Here is a 25,868-nt window from a genome sequence, read left to right as displayed (position 1 = left end):
AGCTCAAATGCAGTTGGCGAGTACTTTTTATTACCGGCAAAACAATGCCACCAAAATGCCCGCAAGCAGCAGGCTCAGAGATTATCCGGCAGTTTGAGTTTTTCAAACATAATGCCAGCCAGAGTACGGTTATTCACGTCCAATTTGCGCAAAATGGCCGAAACATGTTGTTTGACTGTGGTTTCCTGCACATTCATTTCATAAGCAATTTGTTTGTTCAGCAGGCCGTCGGCAATCATTTTTAACACCCTAAATTGCTGCGGTGTCAGTTGCTCCAGCGCGCTGGCAAATTGTTGGTCAATTAAATCAGCAGCTTGCGAAACCGATGTAGCGAGTTCAACCGGTAACCAGCGCTCACCTGCCAGCACAGCGCTCACGGCTTCTGACAAGACTTCCAAAGGCGCAGATTTAGGTAAATAAGCGGCAGCGCCCAGTTGCAGCGCCTGTTTAATCACAGCGGGGTCTTCAATGGCCGACACCATCAACACACTGATATCGGGATATTCGGTACGAAGTGCAGTTAGAGCGGCAAAACCTTCGGCGTCTGGTAGTTTTAAATCCAATAAAATCAGTTGGGTATCGGGGTAAGATCGAAGCAAAGGCCACAGCTGCGCCATACTGTGCGCCTGAAAAAGCTCAGCCTGCGGGCCTAAAATAGCCTGCAGCGCCTGCGACAATGCAACACGAAATAACGGGTGGTCATCAGCAATAATGGCAATCATACAAAACCGTTGTTAACACAAGCAGAAGCTGATGATGAACCGGGGCAAAAGCCCCGGCAACATCTTTTCGCATCAGAACCGATAACCGACGCTCAGACTGGCTGTTCTTGGGTCGTTGTAATAAGCGGTAATGGTTTGTTCCCCTGCCAGCAGCGGGAAGTTATAACCGGCAATACGCACCTGTTTATTACCTAAGTTACGGCCCTGCAACGACACATCCCAATGACCGTCTGGTGAATACCAGGTGGCACCGGCATTCAGCAGTGTATAACCGCCGCTGTCCAGCACTGAAGGCAGTTCAAAAATCTGCGTTTCACTGCGATGCGCCAGATTGGCGTTGAGCACCAGCTCGCCCCCCATCATAGCTACCGTATATTTTGTGCCTAAAGTTGCGGTCAGCTCTGGTGTGTTGGCAAAAGACCACAGATTTGACACGTCGGTGCTGGTTTTACTGGCCGCGTCATAAAAAATCACTTCATTAAATTTGGCGTCGGTGTAACCCACAATCAGATTAAATTGCAGTGCATCAGTGGCAACAGCAGTGGCTTCCAGTTCAATACCGTTAATATCGGCACTGGCGGCATTTAATACCTGAGAGGCCACGTTATTGCCAACAGCCCTTTGTACTGTCACCTGCATATCATCATAAGCAGCAGCAAATACGGCGGCATTTAAACGCAGGCGGCGTTCCAGCCACTCACTTTTAATCCCCAGCTCAAAGGTATCCACAGTTTCCGGCTGATAAGGCTCGTCGGCACTTGGGTTCAGTGACTTCACAGCGCGCATATCAAAACCACCGGATTTAAAACCGTCGGTGTAGCTGCCGTAGACCATCAGGTCGTCATTGGCCTGATACTCAAAACCAACACGGGGTGAAAAATGGTTAAAGCTGGCGCTTTTCTCAAAGTCGGTTTGTACCTGCAGTGGTTTGGCAGCAACAGGAACGCGCGGCAGTTTGTACCCCAGATACATATAACGGTACACCCGGGCGTCTTTGTCATCTTCGGTATAACGGCCACCTAAGGTGAATGACCATTTTTCGTCATACTGATAGGTGCCCTGGGCATAAGCGGCCATTGAATCGGTATCCACACAACCACCGTTTTCCACAGTCACACCTGCGCCTGCCACAATCACAGTGCCAAAAGCACCACAGGCTTCACCGTCAAATTTATACAGACCTGAGGCAAACTTCAGCTTGCTGCTGTTATATAAAAACTGCAGCTCGTGTGAAGTTTGTTCATCTTCATAAAAAGCCGGTACATCCAAAGACGGCAAACGGGTAGAGTCAAAGTCGATATTGGTGTCGGTCACGCCTTCACGGCGCGCTGACACTGCTTTGATGGTCCAGTCGTCATTGACATCCCAGGCCATAGTCAACGACTGACCGCTGGTTTCGACCGAGTTGTCGACCGGCATGCTGGTGTTCGAGTCGTACACATTTGCCGGTGGTGTTTCTTTGGTCAGCAGGCTGGGGGTTAAACGATGGCCGCCTTTGCTGTTGGAGTCATCCTGAGTTTCATCAGCGGCAAAACTAAAACGTAAGTTGTCAGTGGCCTGATATTGCAGGCTTAAGCGGCCTGTAGTGATGTCTTTGTTGTAGTTTTCATCACCGGTGTTCAGGTAAGTACCAAAACCGTCACGGCTTAACACGGCACCGGCTGCACCAATAAATAACTTGTCGGTTAAAGCAGTTTGACCCGACAGTTTGACATCTTTCTGGCCATAGTTGCCGAGTGTGCCGCGCACAGCAAATTCGTTGTCACCCGACAGCGCTTTGGTCACGTATTTTACCGCACCACCTATGGTATTGCGGCCATATAAAGTGCCTTGTGGGCCGCGTAATACTTCGATCCGCTCCACATCATAAATATCTAAAGCCGCACCCTGTGGCCGCGCCATATACACGTCATCAATATAAATACCCACACCTGGTTCAAAACCCCAGAGTGGGTCCTGCTGGCCAATACCGCGGATATAAGCCGTTAAAGTGCTGTTGGTACCACGCGACACCTGCATTGTGGTGTTGGGTGAATATTGCTGCACTGTGGTGATGTTTTCGATACCCCGTTGTTTTAAATCTTCAGCACCAATAGAAGTTACAGCGACCGGCACCGACTGCAGGTTTTCTGCAGTGCGCCGTGCTGTGACCTGAATCACCTCTAGCGCTGCGTCTTCTTTTTTGGCAGCGGCGTCGTTGTTTTGTTGTTGTGCTGTGGCGGGTAATACAGCACCAAATAAGACAGTACTGACGGCCAGCGCCAGCATATCGGGTTGGAAAAGACGGGTTGTTTTATTGTTATGAGCCATCGGGCTTCTCCTGCTGATCAATCGGTTATTGGTGTTTTAGTGTTTTCTACTCTAGGCCGATTTGACCAAATGTTAATCTGTACCTTAGTACTATAGAGATGTGCTAACGGATAGATCAGACTGCAAAAAAAACCGATAAGGATTTGTTTATGCTGAGTCTCCTGGGCTTGCTGACCGGCTTGCTACTGCTGATAGTACTCACCATGCGTGGGGTGAACCTGTTTATTCTGGCGCCTTTGTGTGCGCTCCTGGTGGCTGTTACCAACGGTATTCCATTCTGGCAAATTGCCGGCCAGACCGACTTTGTGCACGGTTATATGAATGGTTTTGCATCTTTTGTCAGCAGCTGGTTTTTAATGTTTTTATTGGGTTCTTTGTTTGGCAAATTAATGGAGCACACAGGCGCGGCCGATGCTGTGGCGCTGGCCATTATCAACAAACTGGGCAAAAGCCATGCGGTGGCCGCTGTGGTTTTGGCCTGCGCTGTGCTGACTTACGGTGGTGTCAGTGTGTTTGTGGTGGCGTTTTCCGCTTACCCTATGGCGGTGAGTTTATTTAAAGATGCCAATCTGCCGAGGCGTTTTATTCCGGCAGCTTTGGGGCTGGGCTCCGTGACTTTTACCATGACCTCGGCCGGCTCACCGGAAATTCAAAACTGGATCCCGATTCAATATTTAAAAACCTCCCCTTATGCCGGCTGGGAAGTCAGTGTGGTGGTGGCGATTTTTATGGCGGCTTTGGGTTATGCGCTGCTGAAAAAAATGATCAATAAAGCTGTTGATCAGGGTGAACATTTTATTGGTCGCGACAGCGACCCTGTGGTCGGCGAACGGGCTTTGCCACACCCGCTGCTGGGCATTATTCCGCTGATTGTGGTGCTGCTGTTGTCGAATCTGCTGCACCATAGTCTGCAACAGGCGGCGCTGATTGTGGCGCTGGCCGCAGGTGTGCTTTGTCTTTACTCACTAAACCGCCGTTTTGTGCAGAATCTGGATAAAGCCTTAAACGACGGTGTTACCGGCGCTTTATTGGCTATTGGTAACACAGCGGCTGTGGTGGGTTTTGGCAGTGTGGCCAAATTAACACCGGCTTTTGACCAAATCGTGCATGCCGTAGTGGCACTGCCTGGGCCTGAGCTGCTGGGTGCTGCGGTTGCAGTCAGTGTGATAGCAGGTGTTACAGGTTCAGCCTCGGGTGGCCAGGTGATTGCGCTGCCGGAAATTGCTCCCACTTATTTAGAGCGTGGTGTGGATGCAGAGCAACTGCACCGTGTGGTGGCCATTTCGTCAGGTGCACTCGATTCTCTGCCGCATAACGGTTATGTGGTGACCACCATCCGTGCTATCTGTGGTGAAAGCCATCACAATGCGTATTGGCCTGTGGCTGTAGTGACAGTACTGGTGCCTTTCATCGGCACTGTGCTCGCCATTGTATTGTTTCAGTGGATTTAATTTTTAACGCTGGCATTGGCCCGGGTGTTAACCTGGGCCTGAGCTAAAGGAGTTGCAGATGCGTCTGTGGTTGGTTGTGGTCTGCTGTTGTTTTTTCTGGCTGCCGCTTTTGGCACAGGCCGAGTTATTAGTGAAAAAACAGCAGTTTGAAATAAAAGAATTTCAAACCCAAAATGGCAAAACGATTCAGGATCTGAAAGTAGGCTGGGAAGCTTATGGCCAACTCAATGCCGATAAATCCAATGTCATTCTGATCACCCATTATTTTTCCGGCACCTCCCACGCCGCCGGCAAATACCAGAGTACGGACGCGGCCCCCGGTTATTGGGATGCCATTATTGGCCCTGGCAAAGCCATTGATACCAACAAATTTTATGTGGTCAGTATGGATACCCTGGTGAACGCCAATGTCAAAGACCCCAATGTCATTACCACAGGCCCTGCCAGCATCAACCCGGCCACTGGCCAGCCTTATGGCCTGAGTTTTCCGGTAGTGACCATCACCGACTTTGTCGAAGTACAAAAAGCCTTTTTAGAAAGCAAAGGCATCCACACACTTTATGCAGTGATCGGCCCTTCGATGGGATCTTTTCAGGCCATTGAATGGGCCAGCCGTTACCCCGATAAAGTTAAGCGTTTAATAGCCGCCATAGGCACAGCTTATATCGACAGCTGGAGTGCGGTGCGCCTTGAGCGCTGGGCCGAACCTATTAAAGCCGACCCCAACTGGCAACAAGGCAATTATTATGGCAAAGCCGCCCAACCCACTGCTGGCTTAATTACCGCACTTGCTTATATCACCCAGGACGCCTCTAACCCTGAGGGTTTTAACCAAAAGTACCAGTCGCCAGCCCTTGATCAAAAGGCCCATCTGGATATCCGGACTGATTTAACCGCATGGCAACAGCTGCGCCAAACCGCAGCGGCGCGCGCCGCCTTGCAGGATGCCAATCATATTTTGTATCTGGTGCGGGCTTCACAGTTATGGCGGGTGGGGATGCAGGAGAACTGGCCACAGGCACTGGCCAAAATCAGTGCCAAAACCTTGTTTTTGCCAGCCAGTGGCGATTTGTTGTTAACACCAGAGATGTCCAAAAACAGCCAGCAACTGTTACAACAGGCCGGCAATCAGGCACAGCTGACTGAAATTCCGGGTCAGTGGGGGCATTTGGATGGACTGCTGAATATTGCCACTGTTGGCGAGCAGATCCGCACCTTTTTAAATTAGCCGCCGGCCACTGGCCGGGGCAACCGGTTTTGCCTGGTATAACCCGAGAAAGCCGGATAAAAGCCAGCAAAAGCTGGGGGAATTTGCGCCACACGGCGCTATACTGTGGCCATGTTTGTTCACCCGGAACCGGTTATGGGCAGGATCCTGCTGCTGTGTAGTATGACTGTCGCCTGGTCGGCTCAGGCCGCAGTCCCTCTGCAGTTTTGCTATGAAGACAAAGAGTTAGCGCCCTATTATTACGGCAATAGCGCTGAAGTGCGTCAACAAAACCCGGGCGCGACCATTGAACATGTGCAGCAGCTGGTGGCGGCAGTGCCGGGTCTTAGCCTGCAGTTAACCCGGCTGCCCTGGAAACGTTGCCTGGCATCTCTTGCCACAGGGGACGTTGATGCTGTGGTGGGCAGTTACAGCACAGAACGCGCCGAATTTGCCGTATTCCCTTACCGCGATGGCCAACCCGACCCAAGCCGGGCTTTTAATTTGCATCACACTTGTCTGGTCAGCCGGCAGGACGCCCCCTGGCAATGGACAAACGAAGGTTTGACCGGCATCGACCAGCTGGTGGTGGCCAGGCCCCTGGGTTATGCGCCATTAAAAAGCAAATTCCCACAAAAATTTACCATGCACTACACCAGCTCCAGCGATATGGATTTGGATCTGCTGGAAAAAGGCCGTATCCATGCCATTACCAGGCTTTGTCAGATTGGCGATTTAAAAGTGAGCCCGGCACAAATCAGTTTGCGCGGCCTGAAAATTTTATATCCGCCTTTGTACGACAGCAGAGGGTATTTAATTTTCAGTCAGAAGTTTTATAAACAACACCAAAAGCTGGCAGAACTTCTATGGCAGCAGCAAATTCAAAACAAAGGCACTGAAATTTACCGGCGTTATCTGGAAGAATAACAAACGTTTAGCGCAGATTTACCCTATTGACGCCCTGGCAAAACAAACCAAATCATCAATTTCCGGCCTGATGCCAATATATTCACCTATGGCGTGCTGGTGGTGACTGGGCGCCAGACAACTGACTTTTTCACCATCCCCCACTTCCAGCTGATACAACATATGGGCCCCACGAAATGCCCGGCTGAGCACTTTGGCACGCAGTGGACTTTGATCGTCATGCAAAATATCGTCGGGGCGCACCAGTAAATCTACTGTGGTTCCGGCCGTGAGCTTTGTTGGCTCCGCCTGGCGAAACACCCCTAAACAGGTTTGTACACTGGATGAGTCCAGCATGCGGCCTGTCAGTAAATCGCCCTGACCAATAAAATCGGCAACAAATCTGTTGGCCGGCTGATGGTACAGCTGATAAGGCGTGCCCCACTGCTGCAACATGCCGTGTGCCATCACACCAATCCAGTCGGCCATGGCAAAAGCTTCGTGTTGATCGTGCGTCACCATCACAGCGGTAATGCCCAGCTGATTTAAAATGGTGCGGATATCTTTGGCCAGTGAATCGCGTAAATCGGCATCCAGGCCGGAAAAAGGCTCATCCAGCAATAACAGCCTTGGCTCAGGCGCCAAAGCACGGGCCAGCGCCACCCGCTGCTGCTGGCCACCGGATAACTGATGAATAAAACGGTTGCCCATACCTTCGAGCCCCACCAGCTGCAACAACTGCATCACCTTAGCCTGCTGCTGCGCTTTATTCTGCCGGTGCAAGCCAAAACTGATGTTTTCCGCCACTGTTAAATGCGGGAACAGGGCATAATCCTGAAACACCACACCTATCTGACGTTTTTCAGCGGGCAGCATCTGAGTGGAACTGCTGACCAGTTGACCATCCAGCAGCACCTCCCCTTGACGCACAGCTTCAAAACCGGCAATGGCCCTTAATAAACTGGTTTTGCCTGAACCGGACGGGCCAACCAAACAGCCAATTTCACCGGGTGCCAGCTGAAAGGACACCTGTTTCACCACGGTAAAAGACTGATAAGCCACAGCAATTTGACGAAGTTCCAGCATTAGTGCCCCACAGAAGATTTTTTATCCAGCGCTCTGGTCAATAGCAGCACGGGCCCAAGCCCAACCAGCACTATGGTCAGCGCTGGCAGCGCAGCATCAGCAAGCCGCTCATCAGACGCCAGCTCGTAACTTTTCACCGCCAGCGTATTAAAGTTAAAAGGTCTTAATAACAAAGTGGCCGGCAGCTCTTTCAGCACATCAACAAATACCAGCAATAACGCCGTTAACACTGCAGGACGCAATAAAGGCACATGCACCCGCCACAACACCTGCAAGGGCGTGAGACCTAGCGAACGGGCGGCCTGATCCATACTGGGTTTAATTTGCCCAAGCCCTGCTTCAATACCCTGCAAAGCCACCGCCAGAAAACGCACTGCATAGGCCAGCAACAAGGCCACTACAGTGCCGGAAAACAATAAACCGGTGCGCACACCAAAATATTGTTCGGCAAATAAATCGAGCTCGTTATCCACAAAAGCCAGCGGCAACATTACACCAATGGCAATCACAGTACCTGGAATGGCATAACCCATAGCGCTTAAACGGATCAGCAGCTGCACCAGCCAGTGCCGGTTTAACCTCAGGCCATAACAAAGCCAGGTTGCAAGCGCCACCACCAACAGGGCAGCGGCAAAAGCCAGACTAAAACTGTGCCACAACAGCAGTACATAATCGCTGCTTAAAAGCGCTGCCCAATCCGCCAGCATAGCCAGCTGCAGCGCCGGGATCACAAAACCCAGCAGCAAAGGCAGCAGCGCCAGCAGCAATAACAGATAACCCCGGATGCCCTGCACCTGATGGGTTTTAATGTCGCTATGGGTCTGACCGGTATAATAAAAATGCAGCTGACGGCGCGACGCCAGTTCCAGATAAATCAGCGCCAGCACTAAGGTGCAAAGTAACGCCGACAACTGTGCCGCACCTTGTTGTTGGCCCATGCCAAACCAGGTGCGGAAAATACCAGTGGTTAAAGTGGGCACACCAAAATATTGCACTGTGCCATAGTCGGCAAAAGCTTCCATCATCGCAAGGGCTGTGCCGGTAATAAGCGCCGGCCTTGCCATAGGTAAAGTCACACGGAAAAAATGCTGTCGCCTGGTAAAACCCAGGCTTAAGCTGGCTTCAGCCAAACGCTCTGACTGACTGGCAAAAGCGCTGCGTGCCAGCAAATAAACATAAGGGTAAAGTACCAGCGATAACAACAAGATAGCGCCGCCTAAAGAGCGCACCTGCGGAAAATAATAATCGCCGTAACGCCAGCCAAAGAGATCCCGCAGCAGGCTTTGCACTGGCCCTGCAAAATCCAGCAAACCTGTGTAGCTGTAGGCAATAATGTAAGCCGGCATCGCCATCGGCAATAACAACAACCATTGCAGCAGATTGCGGCCTGGGAAACGGAAAAACACAATCAGCCAGGCCAGACTGGTGCCCAGCAACAAAGCACCGGCACCAACACCGGCGGCCAGCAACAACGAATTTTGCAGATAATCCGGCAGTACAGTGGCCAGCAGATGTTGCCACAGCGCCAGATCGGGGCTAAGCAGGCTGCTAAAGACCACCAGCAGCGGCATCAGCAGCAGCCCCACCACCACAAACAACGGCAGCTGCCGCCAATGCAATTTAGTGAATTGCATCAAGGGCAGCCCGAAGATAACAGCAGAACAAACAACAAGTTATTTTCAACCGGCTTATTTCCAACCGGCCTGATCCATCAGCTGTAAAGCTTTGGCATTCAGCTCACCCAGTTTCACCAGCGGCAACTGTTCCGCTTTAAAGGTACCAAAACCCTGCAATACCGGGCTCCAGGCAACGTCTGCCAGCACCGGATATTCGTGGTTTTTGCTGGCGTACCAGTTTTGCGCTTCAGGTTTTACCATATATTCAATCAGTTGCTGGGCAGCTGCTTTGTTCGGCGCATATTTGGCCACAGCGGCGCCAGAGATATTGATATGGGCCCCCCGGTCTTGCTGATTTGGCCATAACACTTTGACTGCTTTGGCAGCTGCTGCGTCTTTGGCATCATCAAACATGCCGGCCAGGTAATAAGTATTGGCAATGGCAATGTCACAGACACCGGCAGCGGCCGCTTTGATCTGGTCGCGGTCACCGCCTGTTGGTGGCTGGGCAAAATTGGCCACTAAACCTTTGGCAAATTCCAGCGTTTTGGCTTCGCCGACACTTGCAATCATCGCCGCCAGCATCGACTGGTTATAAATATTGTCGGAGGAGCGGATACAAATCCGGCCTTTAAATTCAGCTTTGGTCAGATCTTCGATGGTATTAATGCGGGCCGGATCCACTTTACCTGGCACATAAATCACCGGGCGGGCGCGCAAGGTTAAGCCAAACCAGTGTTGCTGTGGGTCGCGTAAATGCGCCGGAATGGCTTTTGTTAACAGCTCAGACTGCACCGGCTGTAACAAACCCTGAGTCTGGGCACGGTATAAACGGCCAACATCAGTGCTGATCAACACATCAGCCGGGCTGTTGCGGCCTTCGCTGGCCATCCGGCTAATCAGCTCGTCAGGTTTGCCGGTAATCAGGTTCACTTTAATACCGGTGTCGGCGCTGAATTTATCCAGCACAGGTTTGATCAGCTCTTCTTGTCTCGCTGAATACACATTCACTTCGGCCGCCTGCACAAAAGCTGCGACACTGGAAAACAATAACACCATGAACTGACGCTTCATCCGTTGTTCCTTCTGCAATTGACTGGTGAAAACACCTGACAGCTGCTGCAGTTGCCCTATGGCTGCAGCGGCGTGTTAAACGAGCGCTAGTATAAACAAAAACGAGAACAGTTCTCAAAAACTTCGTCGCAGCAGGCTGGTGATTAAACCCCGGCCCTGAACAGCCTGGTTGCCAGTTGTACAAGCCATGCCCTATGCTTAGGGCCATCTTCAGTACTGGAAGCAATTTTATGAAATTAGCCTTTTCAATCAGTTTGTTAGCTCTTTTTTCCGGTTTTGCGCTGGCCGAAGCACAGCCTCTGAGTGCCGAAGCTGTCTGGCAGGTAGCGCGGCCGGCCGGTTTAACAGTGTCGCCGGATGGCCGCCGCGCTGTATTTAGCCTGACGAGGTACAACTTAAAATCTGACAAAGGCAATGCCGATTTGCAGCTGATTGAACTGCCCGGCGGTAAAACCACGCCTTTAACCCAGCACCCGGATAACGACACTCAGCCCGCCTGGAGCCCGGATGGTCGCAGTATTGCATTTGTCTCAAAACGTGGTCATGCGCAGAATCAACTTTTTGTGATGCCGGTGTTTGGCGGTGAAGCCAAAAATATCACTGAACTGCCGGTGGCAGTATCGTCCCCGGTCTGGCTGCCGGATGGCAAAGAAATTTTGTTTGTTGCTGAGGTGCCGGCCGGTTTTGACGGGGATTTTCAGAAATTAGCGGCCGCCAAAAAAGCGGAAAAAGACAATAAAGTCAGTGCCAAAGTGACAGAAAACCGGGTCTACCGCTTTTGGGATCACTGGCTGACCGACGACAGTTACCCGCACTTTTTTGCCGTAGATGTCGACAGTGGCAAAATCCGCCATTTAACGCCGGGCTGGAAAAAGCTGATGAATTTAAACGGTGCGCCTGAATTTGATCTGTCGCCGGACGGCAAAACCATTGCTGTCAGCACCATTACCAGTGCCCCGCCCTACAACGAGCTGAACCACGATATCCTGCTGCTTGCTACCGACGGCAGCGGCAAATTTACCAATATTACCGAAGCCAACAAAGCCAGTGACGGCAATCCGGTCTTTAGCCCGGACGGTAAAACTCTGGTGTATGGCGCACAAAGCCGGCTGGATTTTACTGAAGACAATGTCAAACTGATGAACTTTAATCTGGCCAGTAAAACAGCCACCGCTATGGCCGCCAATGTCGATTTGTCCCCGTCCAGCTGGTATTTTTCTAAAGACAGCACCATGTTGTATTTTATCGCCGCTGACAAAGCGCGTGAGTCGGTGTTTTCTATTCCGGTGCAGGGCGGCGCTGTGAAACAGGTGTTACGTCAGGCCAGCAATGAGCAGTTCCAGGTAGCAGGGCCACAACAGTTTGTGCTGGTACAACATGGCATTAGCCAGCTGCCGGAAATTTTTTATCTGGACAATAAAAACCGCACCTTAAAACAAATCAGTCAGTTTAATCATCAGCAACAGCAAAACACCCAGTTTGGCAAAGTGGAAGAAATGTCTTTTGCAGGCAGCGACGGCAAAGCCATACAGATGTTTGTGGTGTTTCCGCCCAACTTTGACCCGAAAAAACGCTGGCCGCTGCTGAGTTTATTGCATGGTGGGCCACACAGTTATTTTGGTGACAACTTTAACTACCGCTGGAACCCGCAGGTATTTGCCGCTGCAGGTTATGTCACTATCATGCCGAACTTCCATGGCTCCACCAGTTTTGGCCAGGCTTTTGCCGAGGCCATTCATGGTGACCATGCCACTAAACCATTTTTTGACTCCGAAGCCGCCATTGATCACCTGGTGTCACGCGGTTATATCGATGAAAGCCGTATTGCCGCAGCTGGGGGCAGCTACGGCGGTTATCTGGTGAGCTGGATTGCCGGCCATAGCAGCAAATACAAAGCGCTGGTGAATCACGCCGGAGTCTACGATCTGATGGCGCAGTTTGCCTCTGACAGCACTATTCACCGGGTGCATGCTTACGCCGGTTCGCCCTGGGATAAAAAGGAAAATGTATTAAAAGCAAGCCCGGCCATGTACGCCGAAAACTTTAAAACGCCCATGCTGGTGATCCACGGCGAGCAGGATTACCGCGTGCCGGTAAATCAGGGGCTGGAAGTTTATGGTGTCCTCAAAGGCAAAGGTGTGGATGCACGGCTGGTGTATTTCCCCAATGAAAACCACTGGATTTTAAAACCCAATAACTCAGTATTTTGGTACAGCGAGGTGCTGAACTGGCTGGAGCGTTATATCGGCAAAGGCCCCAGCGCCTAGCACTCAGGTTGGTCACACAGCTGATCTCTTATTCACCGGCAACTTGCCGCATCCTGCAAAGGCCGCTATCGTAGCGGCCTTTTTTTCAAACTGATGCAGAACACAGGGCTGGCACCATTGCACCCTCAGGCCATAACAGATGAACATGCTTAAGCAGTATCAACAGCAGGTAGAACAGGGCCAGTTGCAGTTTGATCAAATACAGTGGCACTGCCTGCAACAGCTGCAGCAGCTGGCCGATCAACTCAGCGCCGGCCAACCCACAAAGGGCTTGTATATATATGGCCCGGTCGGGCGTGGCAAAACCATGCTGATGGACAGCTTTTTTGCGTATTTGCCGGTCAAACGCAAGGTCCGGCTGCATTTCCACCACTTTATGGCGCGGGTGCATCAGGAATTACATGCACTGAGCGGCAGCGCCAATCCGCTGCGGCAGATAGCCGGGTGCTGGGCCCATCAATACCAACTTTTGTGTTTTGATGAATTTTTTGTCAGCGACATTGGCGATGCCATGTTGCTTGGCACCTTGTGGCAAGAGCTGTTTCAGCTGGGTGTGGTGCTGGTGACCACCTCAAATTGTGCGCCGCAGCAACTTTATGCCAATGGCCTGCAACGCAGCAGGTTTTTACCCACCATAGCTTTATTGCAGCAGCATTGTCAGCTGCTTGCACTGGATAACGGGCTGGATTATCGCAGGCTTGGCCACAGCGATTTTTGTTATTTTGGTGTAGGGCAAAACCCGGACTGGCTGAAAAATATCACCACAGAATTAGCTGGGCCGCTGCAACCTTGTTCACAACTTGAGGTCCTGCAACGGCAAATCCCAACACTCTGGCGCAACCAGCACGCTATTGGTTTTGATTTTATGGCGTTATGCTCAGGGCCACGCAGTCAGCTCGATTATATGGCGCTGGCAGCACAGTTTCGCCTGATTGCAGTGGCGGATATTCCGCAGTTTCATCAGGTGTCGGACACTGCCATTTTGCATGGGGTGGAAGAAAATTATCAGCGTGAGCACAGCACTGTGTTTGTCAGCAAACTCGACAATGAAGCCCGGCGATTTATTGCGTTAGTGGATGAATGTTACGACAAAGGCTGTTTGTTGCTGCTGACCAGCGAAGTAGCTGTGACTGAGTTATATCAGGCCAGTCAGCTGAAGTTCGCTTTCGAGCGTTGTATTTCAAGGATTTACGAAATGCAAAGCTGGCCTGTCCACCAGCTGTTAACCCCCGCCCCAGCTACAGGAGCTTCAGGTGAACAGCAACAGCTGCCTGTGCCGGCGACTGCTGTCGTTTTATCGTCGGTCGTGATCAGCCAAAAACAGGCACGCCAAGACATCTGAGGCTCGACAAAAGCAAGGTGGCGGGGATACACTAATTTTTTACTTTTGGATACAACCATTAACAAGGAAAGTGCTATGGAAACATCAATCTCCACTCAAACTGCGCCGCAACCAGCGGCACGTCGCAGCAGAGTCAGTTTTAGCGGTCAGGCCGGTGAATATTTCGGCATCTGGATAGTCAATGTGCTGCTGACCATTGTCACCCTTGGCATCTACAGCGCCTGGGCTAAGGTGCGCAATAAACAGTATTTTTATGGCCACACCAAAGTGGATGGACATAACTTCCGTTACCTCGCTACCCCAATACAAATTTTAAAAGGCCGCTTGCTGGCAGTTGCGGTTTTTATCGCTATTTCTTTTGTAACCACAGTGGTGCCTTTTCTGGCGGTGCTTTTTAGTTTTGCACTGCTGTTTATTCTGCCCTGGCTGATGGTGCAAGGTATTCGTTTTAACCTGCGCATGACCAGTTACCGCAATGTGCGTTTTGGTTTTCATGGCAGTTATGGCGACGCTTTTATCTATTTTTTGTTATTACCTTTTGTGTCGGTATTTACCTTATATCTGGCCATGCCCTGGGCCATTAAAAAGCTTGATCAGTTTGTGTACCAAAACATCAGTTATGGCGGTAAGCAGCTGCAGGTGCAGACCGAAACTTCGGCTTATTACAAAGCTACGCTGGGCGCAGTTATTGTTGCTATCAGCCTGCTGCTGGTGGGTGTAGGTGTGATTGCCGCCGTTGGCCCGCTGTTTAACACTGCTGAACCTTCACCCTTATTGATGGCACCGGTATTTTTTGGTTATTTTGTGATACTGACTTTGGCTGGCGCTGTATATAAAGCGCTGATCCGTAACCATTTATTCAACAACACCACATTACCTGAGCTGGTTAGTTTTAAGTCAGATTTACCAGTCCTCACTTTATTTGCGGTGCAACTGAGCAATATGCTGGCCATTATCTGCACTTTAGGTTTGGCACTGCCATGGGCCATGGTGCGGATGAGCCGGTTATTGGCAGAATATACCGAGGTTACAGTACAACCTGGACTTGAGCCGATGCGCGACAAGCTGGCTAAAGAGTCTTCTGCTTTTGCCGAAGATGCCGCCGACTTGTACGACGCTGATTTTTCATTAACCTGATGCAAAGTTACAGCGGCACCTATTATTTTGCCGGGCGCAGCAACTGCTGCGCAGCGCTGTTACAACGGCAGCATCAGCAGCTGATTGTTCGCAGCTCTGAAGGTGAAGTGCTATGGCAAGGTAGCAACTTTAGCACCGGCCTTGATTTACCGGGCCTTGCCACTGAGCTGCACTTTGACGATGGCAGTTATTTTGTGCCCGATGATGTGAGCTTACGCCTGAGTCTGGATGGAAAAGCCAGTCTTGCCACCCGGCTGGAGCAACATAAAGTGGCGATTGGCTTGTCGGTGCTGCTGGTGCCTTTGTTGTTATGGTGGCTGGCAAGCAGCGGTTTACCGGGTTTTGCCAAAGCTTTGGTGCCTTATTTGCCCAAATCCGTCAGTCTCACCATAGACCGGCAAAGTATGCAAATTCTGGATAACACCCTGCTGGATAATTCGGCTTTGCCACAGGCGCAGCAACAACAATTAAGGCAACAATGGCTCTTGGCAATAGCGCAGTTACCAGAGCCGCTGATATTTACACCCGATATCCAGTTCCGGCTGGCCAAAGGCATGGGCGCCAACGCTTTTGCCTTACCGGGCGGCACTATCGTCGTCACCGACGAGCTGGTGACTTTGCTGGCCGATAAACCCGATGCACTGCTCGCTGTGCTGCTGCATGAAGCAGGTCATGTGCAACATCAGCATGGTTTACAGCTGCTGGCACAATCAACTGCCACCACTATGCTGTTGGCACTGATTTTCAGCGATCTGGAAGTGTTAAGCGAAGTATTGCTCGGCAGCGGCAGTAGCTTAATGCAGGCCGCTTTTTCCCGTGATATGGAATCTGAAGCCGACTTATTTGCCACCCGCGCTTTAGTAGTTCTTGGTAAAAACAGCAGTGCTTTTGCCGATGCCATTGAGGCCATCAGCCAGCAACAGGACTCCGCCAGCATGGAACAATGGACCCGTTATTTCAGCTCGCATCCGTCCAGCCGTGAGCGGATTGAACAAACAAAAAATCAGCCCGCTGCCACTCCAACCCCGAGATAAGATCCGGTTTTCAGTTTCGGCTGAATCTGTTCAGGTGTGAAGAAAAATCCGGTTTTGCCGCCTGGTAATCCTGACTGAACAAGCTGGAACTGACAATATAATCTGCGGTGGCGCTATTGCAGGCCACCGGGATATTCCACACCACCGCCAGCCGGATCAGCGCTTTGACATCAGGGTCGTGCGGTTGTGAACTGAGCGGATCCCAGAAAAACACCAGCCAGTCGATTTTTTGCTCTGCGATTAATGCGCCTATTTGTTGATCACCGCCTAAAGGGCCACTGGCCAGGCAATGCACCGGCAGTTGCAGCTGTTGCTGTAACAACTGCCCTGTAGTGCCGGTGGCATACAGCTGCTTTTGCTGAAAAAAAGCTGCATGCTGTTGCACCCAGGCCAGAAGTTCGGCTTTTTTACCGTCGTGTGCCACCAGCGCAATAGATTTCATTGTTGTCTCCTGTTGTCAAAAACTGTGTTGTCGCTCAAAGCCAAAAGGCATTGTGTTTTATGTTGTAGCTGCAGCCAGTATGGAACTAAGCCTGGTATTCAGGCAAAAAAAAGCCCGGCAAAAAGCCGGGCAAACAACCAAGGTCCACGTAAAACTCAGTTATTGGCTCACCACAATGCGTTTCATCGCTGTCATGTAACCACGTAATTTTTTACCCACAATTTCCACCGGATGCTGACGAATGGCTTCGTTCACTTCAATCAGCCGGATATTATCCACGCCGTTATTGGCCGGGTTTACCCCTTTGCCCAGCAATTCAGGGCTGATATTGTTCACCAGCTCGCGCAGCATAGGTACAGCGGCATTGGCAAAAAGGTAGTTGCCGTATTCGGCGGTGTCGCTGATCACCACGTTCATTTCATACAACCGCTTGCGGGCAATGGTATTGGCGATGAGCGGCGTTTCATGCAGCGACTCGTAATAAGCGGATTCTTCAACAATACCGGCTTCCACCATGGTATCAAAGGCCAGTTCAACCCCTGCTTTAACCATAGCCACTAACAAAATGGCACGGTCAAAATAATCCTGTTCGTTAATATGTTCTGCGCTCACAGGCGCATTTTCAAAACCACTCTGACGGGTTTCTTCACGCCAGCCCAGCAATTGTTTGTCGTCATTGGCCCAGTCGGCCATCATGGTTTCAGAAAACTTGCCGGAAATAATATCGTCCATATGTTTGGCAAACAGCGGCTGTAAAATGCCTTTTAATTGCTCTGCCAAATCATAAGCTTTAATTTTTGCCGGGTTCGACAGCCGATCCATCATGTTGGTGATACCACCATGTTTCAGCGCTTCGGTAATAGTTTCCCAGCCGTACTGAATCAGCTTGGCGGCAAAACCGGCGTCGTAACCATCAGCCACCAGTTTGTCGTAGGCCAGAATGGCACCGGTTTGTAACATGCCACATAAAATGGTTTGTTCACCCATCAAATCGGACTTCACTTCCGCCACAAAGCTTGACTCTAATACGCCGGCACGGTCGCCACCTGTGGCAGAGGCATAAGCTTTGGCAATCGCCAAACCCTGGCCTTTTGGATCGTTTTCCGGATGCACCGCAATTAAGGTCGGTACACCAAAACCACGTTTGTATTCTTCCCGCACTTCAGTACCCGGGCATTTTGGCGCCACCATAATAACGGTAATGTCCTTGCGGATCTGATTGCCTTCTTCGACGATATTAAAACCGTGTGAATAAGCCAGAGTTGCACCTTGCTTCATTAAAGGCATGACGGCTTTTACCACTGAAGTGTGCTGTTTATCCGGCGTCAGGTTTAAGACCAAATCTGCCGTTGGTATTAACTCTTCGTAAGTGCCTACCACAAAACCGTTTTCACTGGCCTGCACAAAAGATTTACGTTTTTGTGTAATGGCATCAGCACGCAGGGCATAAGAAATATCCAGGCCAGAGTCACGCATGTTTAAACCCTGGTTTAACCCCTGAGCACCACAACCGACTATGACAATTTTCCAACCTTTGAGTAAGTTACAACCGTCGGCAAATTCTTCTTTTTGCATAAAACGGCATTTGCCCAGCTGCTTTAACTGCTGGCGTAAGTTCAGCGTGTTGAAATAATTAGCCATAATCTTTGTACCTGAATTTGCTTATTTGCCAAACATGAGCCTGAGCCCCTGCACTTTGTGGCAGAACAGCACAACCCTTTGTTGTGCCGTTTTGATAAAGCCACAATAATCCAGCCAACTCATTGCGTGAAGTGATATATTCTCAATACAATATTTCACTTTTTGCAATACAGGTGGTTTTGACATGGACCTTCGCAGCGCCCAACTTTTTCAGCATCTGGCCAGCAGCCTGAATTTCAGCAAAACCAGCGAGCAGCTGTATGTCAGCCCCTCTACCCTGACCCGCATTATTCAACGGCTGGAAGATGATTTAGGCGTGCAGCTGTTTAGCCGCGACAACAGATCGGTGCGCCTCACGCCAGCTGGTGTACGTTTTCAGCAGTTTGTGAAAAAGTATCTGGAAGACTGGCATCAGCTTCAGGTGGATTTATCTTTAACCAGCAATGAGTTACAAGGGCAACTGCGATTGTTTTGTACTGTGACCGCAAGTTATAGCCATTTGCCCGATATTCTGGATAAATTCCGGCTGTTATGCCCAAGGGCAGAAATTCAGCTGACCACAGGCGATGCTGCTGTGGCGCTGGACAAGGTAAAAAACGACGAAGCAGATGTCGCACTGGCGGTGTATCCGCCCAATTTGCCGCTGAATATGGCGTTTACCAGCATCGCCAAACTGCCGTTGCAGCTGATTGCCCCTGTGGTGCCGTGCAAAGTGAATGATTTATTAAACGAAGCACCTATTCGCTGGCAAGACATTCCGATGATAGTGCCCGAGCATGGCCCGGCACGCAGCAGGCTGGAACAGTGGTTAAAAGCGGAAAATTTCAGCCCCAATATGGTGGCCAAAGTAGATGGTCATGAAGCTATGGTGAGTATGGTGGCGCTTGGCACCGGTGTGGCTGTGGTGCCTGAACCTGTGGTGCAACATAGCCCGGTGCGGGAGCGGGTTCGCACTGTGGCTTTGGATTATCAGTTTGAGCCTTTTGATTTGGGGATTTGTATGCAATCAAAAAGACTCCATGAACCCCTAATGCGGGCTTTCTGGCAAATTGCTGCCGAGCGTAAATAAAGACTGTCCCTGAAAGCAGAAACCGGCCATTAGCCGGTTTTTATCTATTACAGCAGAACACTGCCTTATTTAATCACCCGTAGATGAGAAGGGCGTTTTGGTTTATTGCCCGGATCATCAGGCTCTGGTGCATCAGTATGGCTACTGATCAATTCAGCTTCTTCGTCCAACAGTTCTTCGGCCAGTATATCGTCTTCATCTTCTTCCGGCGTAAACATGGTACCGGCGCCGTTTTCGCGGGCATAAATGGCCAGCACTGCACGCTGCGGAATATAAAGTGCAAAAGGACTGCCGCCAAAGCGGGCATTAAAAGTAACAGCGTCATTGCCAAGCAATAGATTACCCACAGCTGACGGATTGATATTCAGCACTATCTGGCCATTTTGCACATGCTGTAATGGCACTTTCACCCCAGGTACTGTGGCATCCACCACCAGATAAGGGGTCAGATTGTTGTCCACTATCCACTCGTAAAAAGCACGCAGTAAATAAGGACGGTTTGGGGTCATTTTCATCACTATTGGATTCTCAATATTGGCTGTTACGGCGGATCTCGCGTTCAGCTTCAGTCAGCGACTGCTGGAAAGCATCACGCTCAAACAAACGGTTCATGTAGTTTTTTAATGCTTTGGCGCCGTTGCCTGATAACTCAATGCCCAATAATGGCAGACGCCACAATAAAGCCGACATATAACAGTCCAGCAGACTGTATTCTTCGCTCATAAAATAAGGGGTTTCCTGAAACAGCGGCGCTATGGATAACAGGCTTTCCCGTAAATCACGCCTTGCTTCAGCTGCATCTTCGCTGTCTTGCAGAATTTTCTCCGCCATACCGTACCAGTCGTGTTTGATACGATACATCATCAGCCGGGTTTTACCGCGCTCCACCGGGTATACCGGTAATAAAGGCGGATGCGGAAAACGTTCATCGAGGTATTCCATGATGATATCGGCCTGATACAAGGCTAAATCGCGATCGAGCAAAGTGGGCAGCGAACCGTAAGGATTCACTTCATACACATCTTCCGGCAGGTTATCGCGACTGACCAGCAAAATGTCAGCACTGACACCTTTTTCGGCCAGCACCATTCTGACCTGATGGCTGTACATGTCGTTGGCTGATGCAAACAACGTCATCGCCGCGCGCCTGTTGGCAGGTATCGCCATGAATTCCTCCGGTAAATTTAAAACGGCAAAGGGGCCACCAGGCCCCTTATTTGTCAGCTTGACTGACTCAGTGAACGTCTTTCCAGTACTCTTTCTTCAGCAAGAACGCCAGCACGAAGAAAATCAGTAGGAAGATCATCACTTTAATACCGAGGCTATGAGATTCCAGTTTGGAAGGTTCACCGGTGTATTCCAGATAGTTCACCAGATCGGCCACTGCACGGTCGTATTCTTCTGTGCTCAGCTCACCTGTACCGTCGGTGACAATACCAACGTAAACATCTTTAGATACACCATCCACCAGACGGGTTTCATGCTTTTTATAAGGCACACCCTGCAACTCTTGCAGCACATGAGGCATACCCACGAGCGGGAACACGTCATTGTTTACACCAAATGGACGTGTTGGATCGGCATAAAACGAACGTAAATAAGTGTACAGCCAGTCCGGACCACGAACCCGGGCAACGTTGGTTAAATCCGGTGGTGGCGCACCAAACCATTTGGCCAGATCAGCCTTTGGCGCCGCGTTTTTAATGTAGTCACCGACTTTATTTGCGGTAAAAGCCAGCTCCTGCATACCTACTTCATCCGGAATACCCAGATCGCGGAAAGTACGTGAGTAACGCTGATACTCCATCTGGTGACAACCCAGACAGTAGTTCTGGAACATCTTGGCACCACGTTGCAGCGACTCTTTGTCATGCAGGTCAATAGGCGCTTTGTCCAGGTGAACAGCAGGACCACCTGCTGCAAACGCAGCAGATGATGCAACCAGTGCCAGTACTGACAATAACTGTTTCAGCATTATGATAACCTCACAGGCAGTGGCTTGGTTTTTTCGTTTTTACTGTATAACCACAGCAAACCGAAGAACGCAAAATAAGTAAACGAAGCGATTTGTGCAATCAGCGTATAAGTTGGTGTAGCAGGCAGTACACCTAACACACCTAACACGACGAAACTAACGCAGAAATTCACCAGGTTCCATTTGTGCAGATTGCTGCGGTAGCGCACTGAACGCACAGGGCAACGATCTAACCATGGCAACAGCGCCAGGAAGATAATGGCCAGGAACATAAAAATGGCACCAAACAGCTGATCAGGAACTGCACGCAGGATGGCGTAGAAAGGTGTGAAGTACCACACAGGAGCTATGTGATCCGGTGTTTTCATCGGGTTTGCCGGTTCAAAGTTCGGAGCTTCCAGGAAATAACCACCACCTTCAGGAGCAAAGAAAATCACAGCACAGAACACCAGCAGGAAACCCACCACACCAACGATATCCTTCACCGTGTAATACGGGTGGAAAGGAATAGCGTCAACGATAATTTTTTTGCCACCTTTGGTGAAATATTCGTGGAAAGTAAACTTGTCTGACACGTTGTTATCGATTTTAGTGCCGTCATTTGGACGTTTTACATCGATACCATCAGGGTTGTTTGAACCCACTTCATGCAGCGCAATAATGTGCAGGAATACCAGAATTACTAACACCAATGGTAAAGCGATTACATGCAGCGCAAAGAAACGGTTTAAGGTTGCACCTGAAATCACGTAGTCACCACGGATCCACAGCGTTAAATCATCACCGATCCCAGGAATAACACCGAAGATAGAGATAATTACCTGAGCACCCCAGAACGACATCTGACCCCATGGCAGCAAATAACCCATAAAGGCTTCAGCCATTAACACCAGGAAAATCAGCATACCGAAGATCCACAGCAGTTCCCGTGGTTTCTGATAAGAGCCGTACATCATGCCACGCAGCATGTGCAGGTAAACCACCACAAAGAATGCCGAAGCACCAGTGGAGTGCATATAACGCAACAGCCAACCGTAGTCGACGTCACGCATAATGTATTCAACTGAAGCAAAAGCACGTTCAGCTGAAGGTTCGAAGTTCATTGTTAACCAGATACCGGTCAGGATCTGATTCACCAGCACTAACATGGCCAGTGAGCCAAAGAAGTACCAGAAGTTAAAGTTTTTTGGCGCCGGATACTGCATCACATGGAGATTCATTTTCTCCATAAATGGCATACGGTATTCGATCCAGTTCATGAAATTTTTAAACATCAGGCAGTCCCCTCGTCAGCACCGATGAGCAGTGTAGTGTCATCAGTGAACATATATGGTGGGATCATCAGGTTTTTTGGTGCCGGAACACCGGAGAACACCCGACCCGCCATATCATAGGTTGAACCATGGCAAGGACAGAAGAAACCAGATGCGATACCTTCAACATGAGCGTCGAAGTCACTCATTTTATAAGTTGGAGAACAACCTAAGTGGGTACAGATACCAACAGCGACAAAAATTTCAGGTTTTTTCGAGCGATGCTGGTTTTTGGCATAAGCCGGTTGTTGTTCATCTTCTGAAGCAGGGTCTCTTAACTGGCCTTCAACCTTGGTTAAGGTTTCCAGCATTTCCGGTGTACGTTTTACAACCCAAACCGGTTTACCGCGCCATTCCACCCGAATTAACTGACCTGGCTCGAGTTTGCCGATGTTTGCTGTAACAGCAGCACCAGCTTGTTTGGCTTTTTCACTCGGGTTCCAGGACGCAATAAAGGGAACGGCTGCTCCAACTGCACCAACGCCACCTACCACTGAGGTTGCGATAGTGAGGAAGCGACGGCGACCATGATCGACTGGCGCATTGCTCATCCACTCATCTCCACGTTAACGCTTAAATTTTGCACGATTTAAGCGGCTGAATTTCAGCGATTATTATAAGTTGAAAAATACGGCGGATCATAATGAAAAGCCCTGCCTGATACAAGGATTTAGGCTGAATCTCTTGGCTCCACCAGAACTATTTTTTTCGCTTTTGTTTGATCCGGCACAAGGTTCGTAAACGCCATCGGCCTTTTTACAAAAAAGTAACGCTGCCCCTCCCCCATTGACTCTGGCATAACTGCAAACTATAGCAGCAGCTTGTAAAAAAGGACGAAAGACTTTGGTGGAAAATCAATCAGATGCGGCCGATGTTTTTCACAATGAACAAGCGGCACCAGAAAAGAACCAGCAGCAGTAAAGCCGCTGAATCCTATGGCTTAGGCCGCTACTCACAGCCATTCTGACCAGGCTCCTGGCAACAACCCATAAAAAAACCCGGCACAGGCCGGGTTTTTTGCAACAGTAAAAACGAATTAACGTTTTGAGTACTGTGGACGTTTACGGGCTTTATGCAGACCGACTTTCTTACGTTCAACCTGACGCGCGTCGCGGGTTACGAAACCGGCTTTACGCAGTGCTGGACGCAGAGTTTCGTCGAACTCCATTAATGCACGGGTGATACCGTGACGGATAGCACCGGCCTGACCAGAAATACCACCACCTTTTACAGTGATGTACATGTCAAACTTGCCAACCATTTCAACTAACTCTAATGGTTGCATCACAACCATACGAGCAGTTTCACGACCGAAGTATTCAGTGATAGTGCGTTGGTTGATAACGATGTTACCAGCGCCCGCTTTCAGGAATACACGTGCTGTAGAGGTCTTACGACGACCAGTACCGTAATATTGATTCTGTGCCATATCGATATGCTCCGCTTAGATGTCTAAAACTTGTGGTTGCTGGGCAGCGTGCTGATGCTCGGCGCCTGCATACACTTTCAACTTACGGAACATAGCGCGACCCAGTGGACCTTTTGGCAGCATGCCTTTGATCGCAGTCTCAAGTACCATCTCAGGTTTCTTTTCCAGCAGCTTCTCGAAAGTGATTTCTTTGATGCCACCTGGGAAACCAGAGTGAGAGTAGTACTTTTTGTTTTTCGCTTTGTTGCCAGTTACAGTCACTTTGTCAGCGTTAACTACAATGATGTAGTCGCCGGTGTCAACGTGTGGCGTGTATTCTGGCTTGTGCTTTCCGCGTAAACGAAGAGCGATTTCAGTTGCGATACGACCCAGGGTTTTACCTGCAGCATCAACAACATACCAGTCGCGAGTTACGCTTTCTGGTTTAGCAGTAAAAGTTTTCATCAAACTATCCAAAAATTATCAGTTACACCTCACATAACCTTCGGGCAAAGATTATGTCGTTTATCGAACCCCTTCGAGTTCATCAAACTGCCAGGCTACGGCAGATTCAGGCTGTAACGTGGGCCGGCCGCGGATTATATATTAACCAATGGCAAATAACAGCTTTTTTTCGAAAAAAAACCGCTTGCGGCGCACGTCAGAAAAAGCGTTACGGCAAATGCGCCAACGCCAGATAATCGTGCGACTGCATTTCCTGCAACCGGCTTAAACAGCGTTTAAATTCAAAGGACAAAATCCCCTGGCTGTAAAGTTGCTCCATCGGCACTTCGGCGGAGATAATCAGTTTGACTTTGCGCTCGTAAAACTCATCTACCAGCGCAATAAAACGCCGCGCCACATCGTCGTTGCTTTGCCCCATAACCCGGACATTGGCCAGCAGCACGGTATGATAAATTTTACTCAGTTCCATATAGTCGTACTGACTGCGGGCTGACTCACAGAGCTCGCCGAATTCAAACCACACGATGCCTTCAGCTTCCCAGCAGGTTTGTAGCTTACGATGGGCAATTTCAATCACTGCATGCTGCTGGCGTGGCTCCAGCGATAATGCGTTAAAATAACTCAGCAAATTATCTTGCGCCGCCTGATCAAGCGGCGAATGGTAAATTTCGGCCTGGGTTAAAGTACGTAAACGGTAATCAATACCACTGTCAACATTCACGATATCCGTGTGTTGTTTGATGAGTGCGATAGCAGGCAAAAAGCGCGCCCGTTGCAAGCCGTTTTTGTATAAGCCATCTGGTTCAATATTGGACGTTGCCACCAGGGTAATACCCCGGGCAAACAGTGCCTGCATCAGGGTTCCCAGAATCATCGCGTCGGTAATGTCAGAGACAAAAAACTCGTCAAAACACAAAATATCGGTTTGTGCTTTAAATCTGTCAGCTACCAGTTCAAGCGGATTAGGCTGGCCAGCCAGTTCAGACAGGTCTTCATGCACTTTGTGCATAAAACGGTGAAAGTGAATACGCAACTTACGCTCTGTTGGCAAACAATCAAAAAAAGTATCCACCAGATAGGTTTTGCCGCGGCCAACACCACCCCAGAAATACAAACCACGCAGCGGCTGTTGCTGCGGTTGTTTGCCGGTCAGCTTTTGCCAGAAAGTGGCTTTGACCGGTTGCTGCTGACAAAAGTCGTCATACAACCTTTGCAATTGAATCACGGCATGTTGCTGAGCCGCATCAAAATGAAAATCCGGGCGCTGTAAATCAAGCTGATACTTTTGCTGTGGTGTCATGGTGTGAACTGCAGAGGGCATTGGCCATTCAGACGATTAAAATTAGCTGGTATAGTAACACGCCTTACCACTGTGTTTAACAAGTTAGGTTACACTAGAAAAG

23 protein-coding genes are annotated in these 25,868 nt (G+C 49.9%); 8 read left to right on the top strand and 15 right to left on the bottom strand.

Translation table 11 applies throughout. The features are described 5' to 3' along the window. Positions 1-74: 74 nt before the first annotated feature. Both V7P87_RS02520 and V7P87_RS02515 read right to left on the bottom strand, forming a co-directional pair. Positions 75-722, bottom strand: coding sequence for a response regulator transcription factor (locus tag V7P87_RS02520; RefSeq protein ID WP_333796027.1), 648 nt, complete (start codon positions 720-722; stop codon positions 75-77). A 72-nt stretch (positions 723-794) separates the two neighbouring features. Continuing rightward, positions 795-3,032, bottom strand: coding sequence for a TonB-dependent receptor (locus V7P87_RS02515; protein WP_333796026.1), 2,238 nt, complete (start codon positions 3,030-3,032; stop codon positions 795-797). Between the two features lie 149 nt (positions 3,033-3,181). On the opposite strand from V7P87_RS02515, the gene V7P87_RS02510 reads away from it, so the two are divergent. The 3 genes from V7P87_RS02510 to V7P87_RS02500 all read left to right on the top strand — a co-directional run bounded on the left by V7P87_RS02510 (position 3,182) and on the right by V7P87_RS02500 (position 6,617). Next, positions 3,182-4,483, top strand: a complete 1,302-nt coding sequence (locus V7P87_RS02510; RefSeq protein ID WP_333796025.1) for a GntP family permease — start codon at positions 3,182-3,184, stop codon at positions 4,481-4,483. A 58-nt stretch (positions 4,484-4,541) separates the two neighbouring features. Next, on the top strand, positions 4,542-5,711 hold the full coding sequence (locus V7P87_RS02505) for an E22 family MetX-like putative esterase (protein WP_333796024.1): 1,170 nt from the start codon (positions 4,542-4,544) through the stop codon (positions 5,709-5,711). Between the two features lie 135 nt (positions 5,712-5,846). Continuing rightward, complete coding sequence (locus V7P87_RS02500; protein WP_333796023.1) at positions 5,847-6,617, top strand: substrate-binding periplasmic protein; 771 nt, start codon at positions 5,847-5,849, stop codon at positions 6,615-6,617. 18 nt (positions 6,618-6,635) lie between these two features. Here V7P87_RS02500 and V7P87_RS02495 read toward each other — a convergent pair whose 3' ends face one another. From V7P87_RS02495 to V7P87_RS02485, 3 genes are read right to left on the bottom strand one after another with little or no spacing between them, the layout of a single operon-like run. Beyond that, entirely contained in the window at positions 6,636-7,682 is a 1,047-nt protein-coding gene (locus tag V7P87_RS02495) for an ABC transporter ATP-binding protein (protein WP_333796022.1), read from the bottom strand. Beyond that, on the bottom strand, positions 7,682-9,316 hold the full coding sequence (locus tag V7P87_RS02490) for an ABC transporter permease (protein ID WP_333796021.1): 1,635 nt from the start codon (positions 9,314-9,316) through the stop codon (positions 7,682-7,684). Before V7P87_RS02490 ends, V7P87_RS02495 begins: the two co-directional genes overlap by 1 nt. Before the next feature lie 54 nt (positions 9,317-9,370). Continuing rightward, positions 9,371-10,372 carry a Fe(3+) ABC transporter substrate-binding protein gene (locus tag V7P87_RS02485; RefSeq protein WP_333796020.1) on the bottom strand — a complete coding sequence of 334 codons (1,002 nt, stop codon included), beginning with the start codon at positions 10,370-10,372 and terminating at the stop codon, positions 9,371-9,373. Between the two features lie 230 nt (positions 10,373-10,602). Here V7P87_RS02485 and V7P87_RS02480 point away from each other — a divergent pair, with 230 nt between their 5' ends. From V7P87_RS02480 to V7P87_RS02465, 4 genes are all read left to right on the top strand, one after another. Then, the gene (locus tag V7P87_RS02480) at positions 10,603-12,639 is read left to right on the top strand and encodes a S9 family peptidase (RefSeq protein ID WP_333796019.1); all 2,037 of its coding nucleotides are present in this window, start codon (positions 10,603-10,605) and stop codon (positions 12,637-12,639) included. Positions 12,640-12,778: 139 nt separating this feature from the next. Beyond that, entirely contained in the window at positions 12,779-13,981 is a 1,203-nt protein-coding gene (gene zapE / locus V7P87_RS02475) for a cell division protein ZapE (protein ID WP_333796018.1), read from the top strand. A gap of 75 nt (positions 13,982-14,056) precedes the next feature. After that, positions 14,057-15,118 carry a YjgN family protein gene (locus V7P87_RS02470; protein ID WP_333796017.1) on the top strand — a complete coding sequence of 354 codons (1,062 nt, stop codon included), beginning with the start codon at positions 14,057-14,059 and terminating at the stop codon, positions 15,116-15,118. Continuing rightward, complete coding sequence (locus V7P87_RS02465; RefSeq protein ID WP_333796016.1) at positions 15,118-16,152, top strand: M48 family metallopeptidase; 1,035 nt, start codon at positions 15,118-15,120, stop codon at positions 16,150-16,152. The genes V7P87_RS02470 and V7P87_RS02465 overlap by 1 nt, the downstream gene beginning before the upstream one ends. A gap of 10 nt (positions 16,153-16,162) precedes the next feature. On the opposite strand, the gene V7P87_RS02460 is transcribed toward V7P87_RS02465, so the two are convergent. Continuing rightward, the gene (locus V7P87_RS02460; RefSeq protein ID WP_333796015.1) at positions 16,163-16,594 is read right to left on the bottom strand and encodes a methylglyoxal synthase; all 432 of its coding nucleotides are present in this window, start codon (positions 16,592-16,594) and stop codon (positions 16,163-16,165) included. A 159-nt stretch (positions 16,595-16,753) separates the two neighbouring features. Further along, entirely contained in the window at positions 16,754-18,235 is a 1,482-nt protein-coding gene (gene ilvC, locus V7P87_RS02455) for a ketol-acid reductoisomerase (protein WP_333796014.1), read from the bottom strand. 184 nt (positions 18,236-18,419) lie between these two features. On the opposite strand from ilvC, the gene ilvY reads away from it, so the two are divergent. Then, the gene (ilvY, locus tag V7P87_RS02450; RefSeq protein WP_333796013.1) at positions 18,420-19,304 is read left to right on the top strand and encodes an HTH-type transcriptional activator IlvY; all 885 of its coding nucleotides are present in this window, start codon (positions 18,420-18,422) and stop codon (positions 19,302-19,304) included. Between the two features lie 65 nt (positions 19,305-19,369). Here ilvY and V7P87_RS02445 read toward each other — a convergent pair whose 3' ends face one another. The 8 genes from V7P87_RS02445 to zapE (V7P87_RS02410) form a co-directional block, all read right to left on the bottom strand. Further along, a complete protein-coding gene (locus tag V7P87_RS02445; RefSeq protein ID WP_442967917.1) occupies positions 19,370-19,813 on the bottom strand; it encodes a ClpXP protease specificity-enhancing factor in 444 nt (147 codons plus the stop codon). Positions 19,814-19,832: 19 nt separating this feature from the next. Next, positions 19,833-20,471 (bottom strand): stringent starvation protein SspA, encoded by a 639-nt coding sequence (sspA, locus tag V7P87_RS02440; protein ID WP_333796011.1) that lies wholly within the window; start codon positions 20,469-20,471, stop codon positions 19,833-19,835. A gap of 67 nt (positions 20,472-20,538) precedes the next feature. Continuing rightward, positions 20,539-21,279 (bottom strand): cytochrome c1, encoded by a 741-nt coding sequence (locus V7P87_RS02435; protein WP_333796010.1) that lies wholly within the window; start codon positions 21,277-21,279, stop codon positions 20,539-20,541. Then, positions 21,279-22,553 (bottom strand): cytochrome b, encoded by a 1,275-nt coding sequence (locus tag V7P87_RS02430; protein ID WP_333796009.1) that lies wholly within the window; start codon positions 22,551-22,553, stop codon positions 21,279-21,281. The genes V7P87_RS02435 and V7P87_RS02430 overlap by 1 nt, the downstream gene beginning before the upstream one ends. Next, complete coding sequence (gene petA, locus V7P87_RS02425; RefSeq protein WP_333796008.1) at positions 22,553-23,143, bottom strand: ubiquinol-cytochrome c reductase iron-sulfur subunit; 591 nt, start codon at positions 23,141-23,143, stop codon at positions 22,553-22,555. Before petA ends, V7P87_RS02430 begins: the two co-directional genes overlap by 1 nt. A gap of 485 nt (positions 23,144-23,628) precedes the next feature. Continuing rightward, positions 23,629-24,021 (bottom strand): 30S ribosomal protein S9, encoded by a 393-nt coding sequence (gene rpsI / locus V7P87_RS02420; RefSeq protein ID WP_260657046.1) that lies wholly within the window; start codon positions 24,019-24,021, stop codon positions 23,629-23,631. 15 nt (positions 24,022-24,036) lie between these two features. After that, positions 24,037-24,465 carry a 50S ribosomal protein L13 gene (gene rplM, locus V7P87_RS02415; RefSeq protein WP_260657045.1) on the bottom strand — a complete coding sequence of 143 codons (429 nt, stop codon included), beginning with the start codon at positions 24,463-24,465 and terminating at the stop codon, positions 24,037-24,039. A gap of 208 nt (positions 24,466-24,673) precedes the next feature. Next, on the bottom strand, positions 24,674-25,786 hold the full coding sequence (gene zapE, locus V7P87_RS02410; protein ID WP_442967916.1) for a cell division protein ZapE: 1,113 nt from the start codon (positions 25,784-25,786) through the stop codon (positions 24,674-24,676). Positions 25,787-25,868 lie beyond the last annotated feature (82 nt).

This window comes from Rheinheimera sp. (assembly GCF_036782235.1).
Taxonomy (GTDB): Bacteria; Pseudomonadota; Gammaproteobacteria; order Enterobacterales; family Alteromonadaceae; genus Pararheinheimera.
This window is presented reverse-complemented; position numbering and strand designations above follow the sequence as displayed.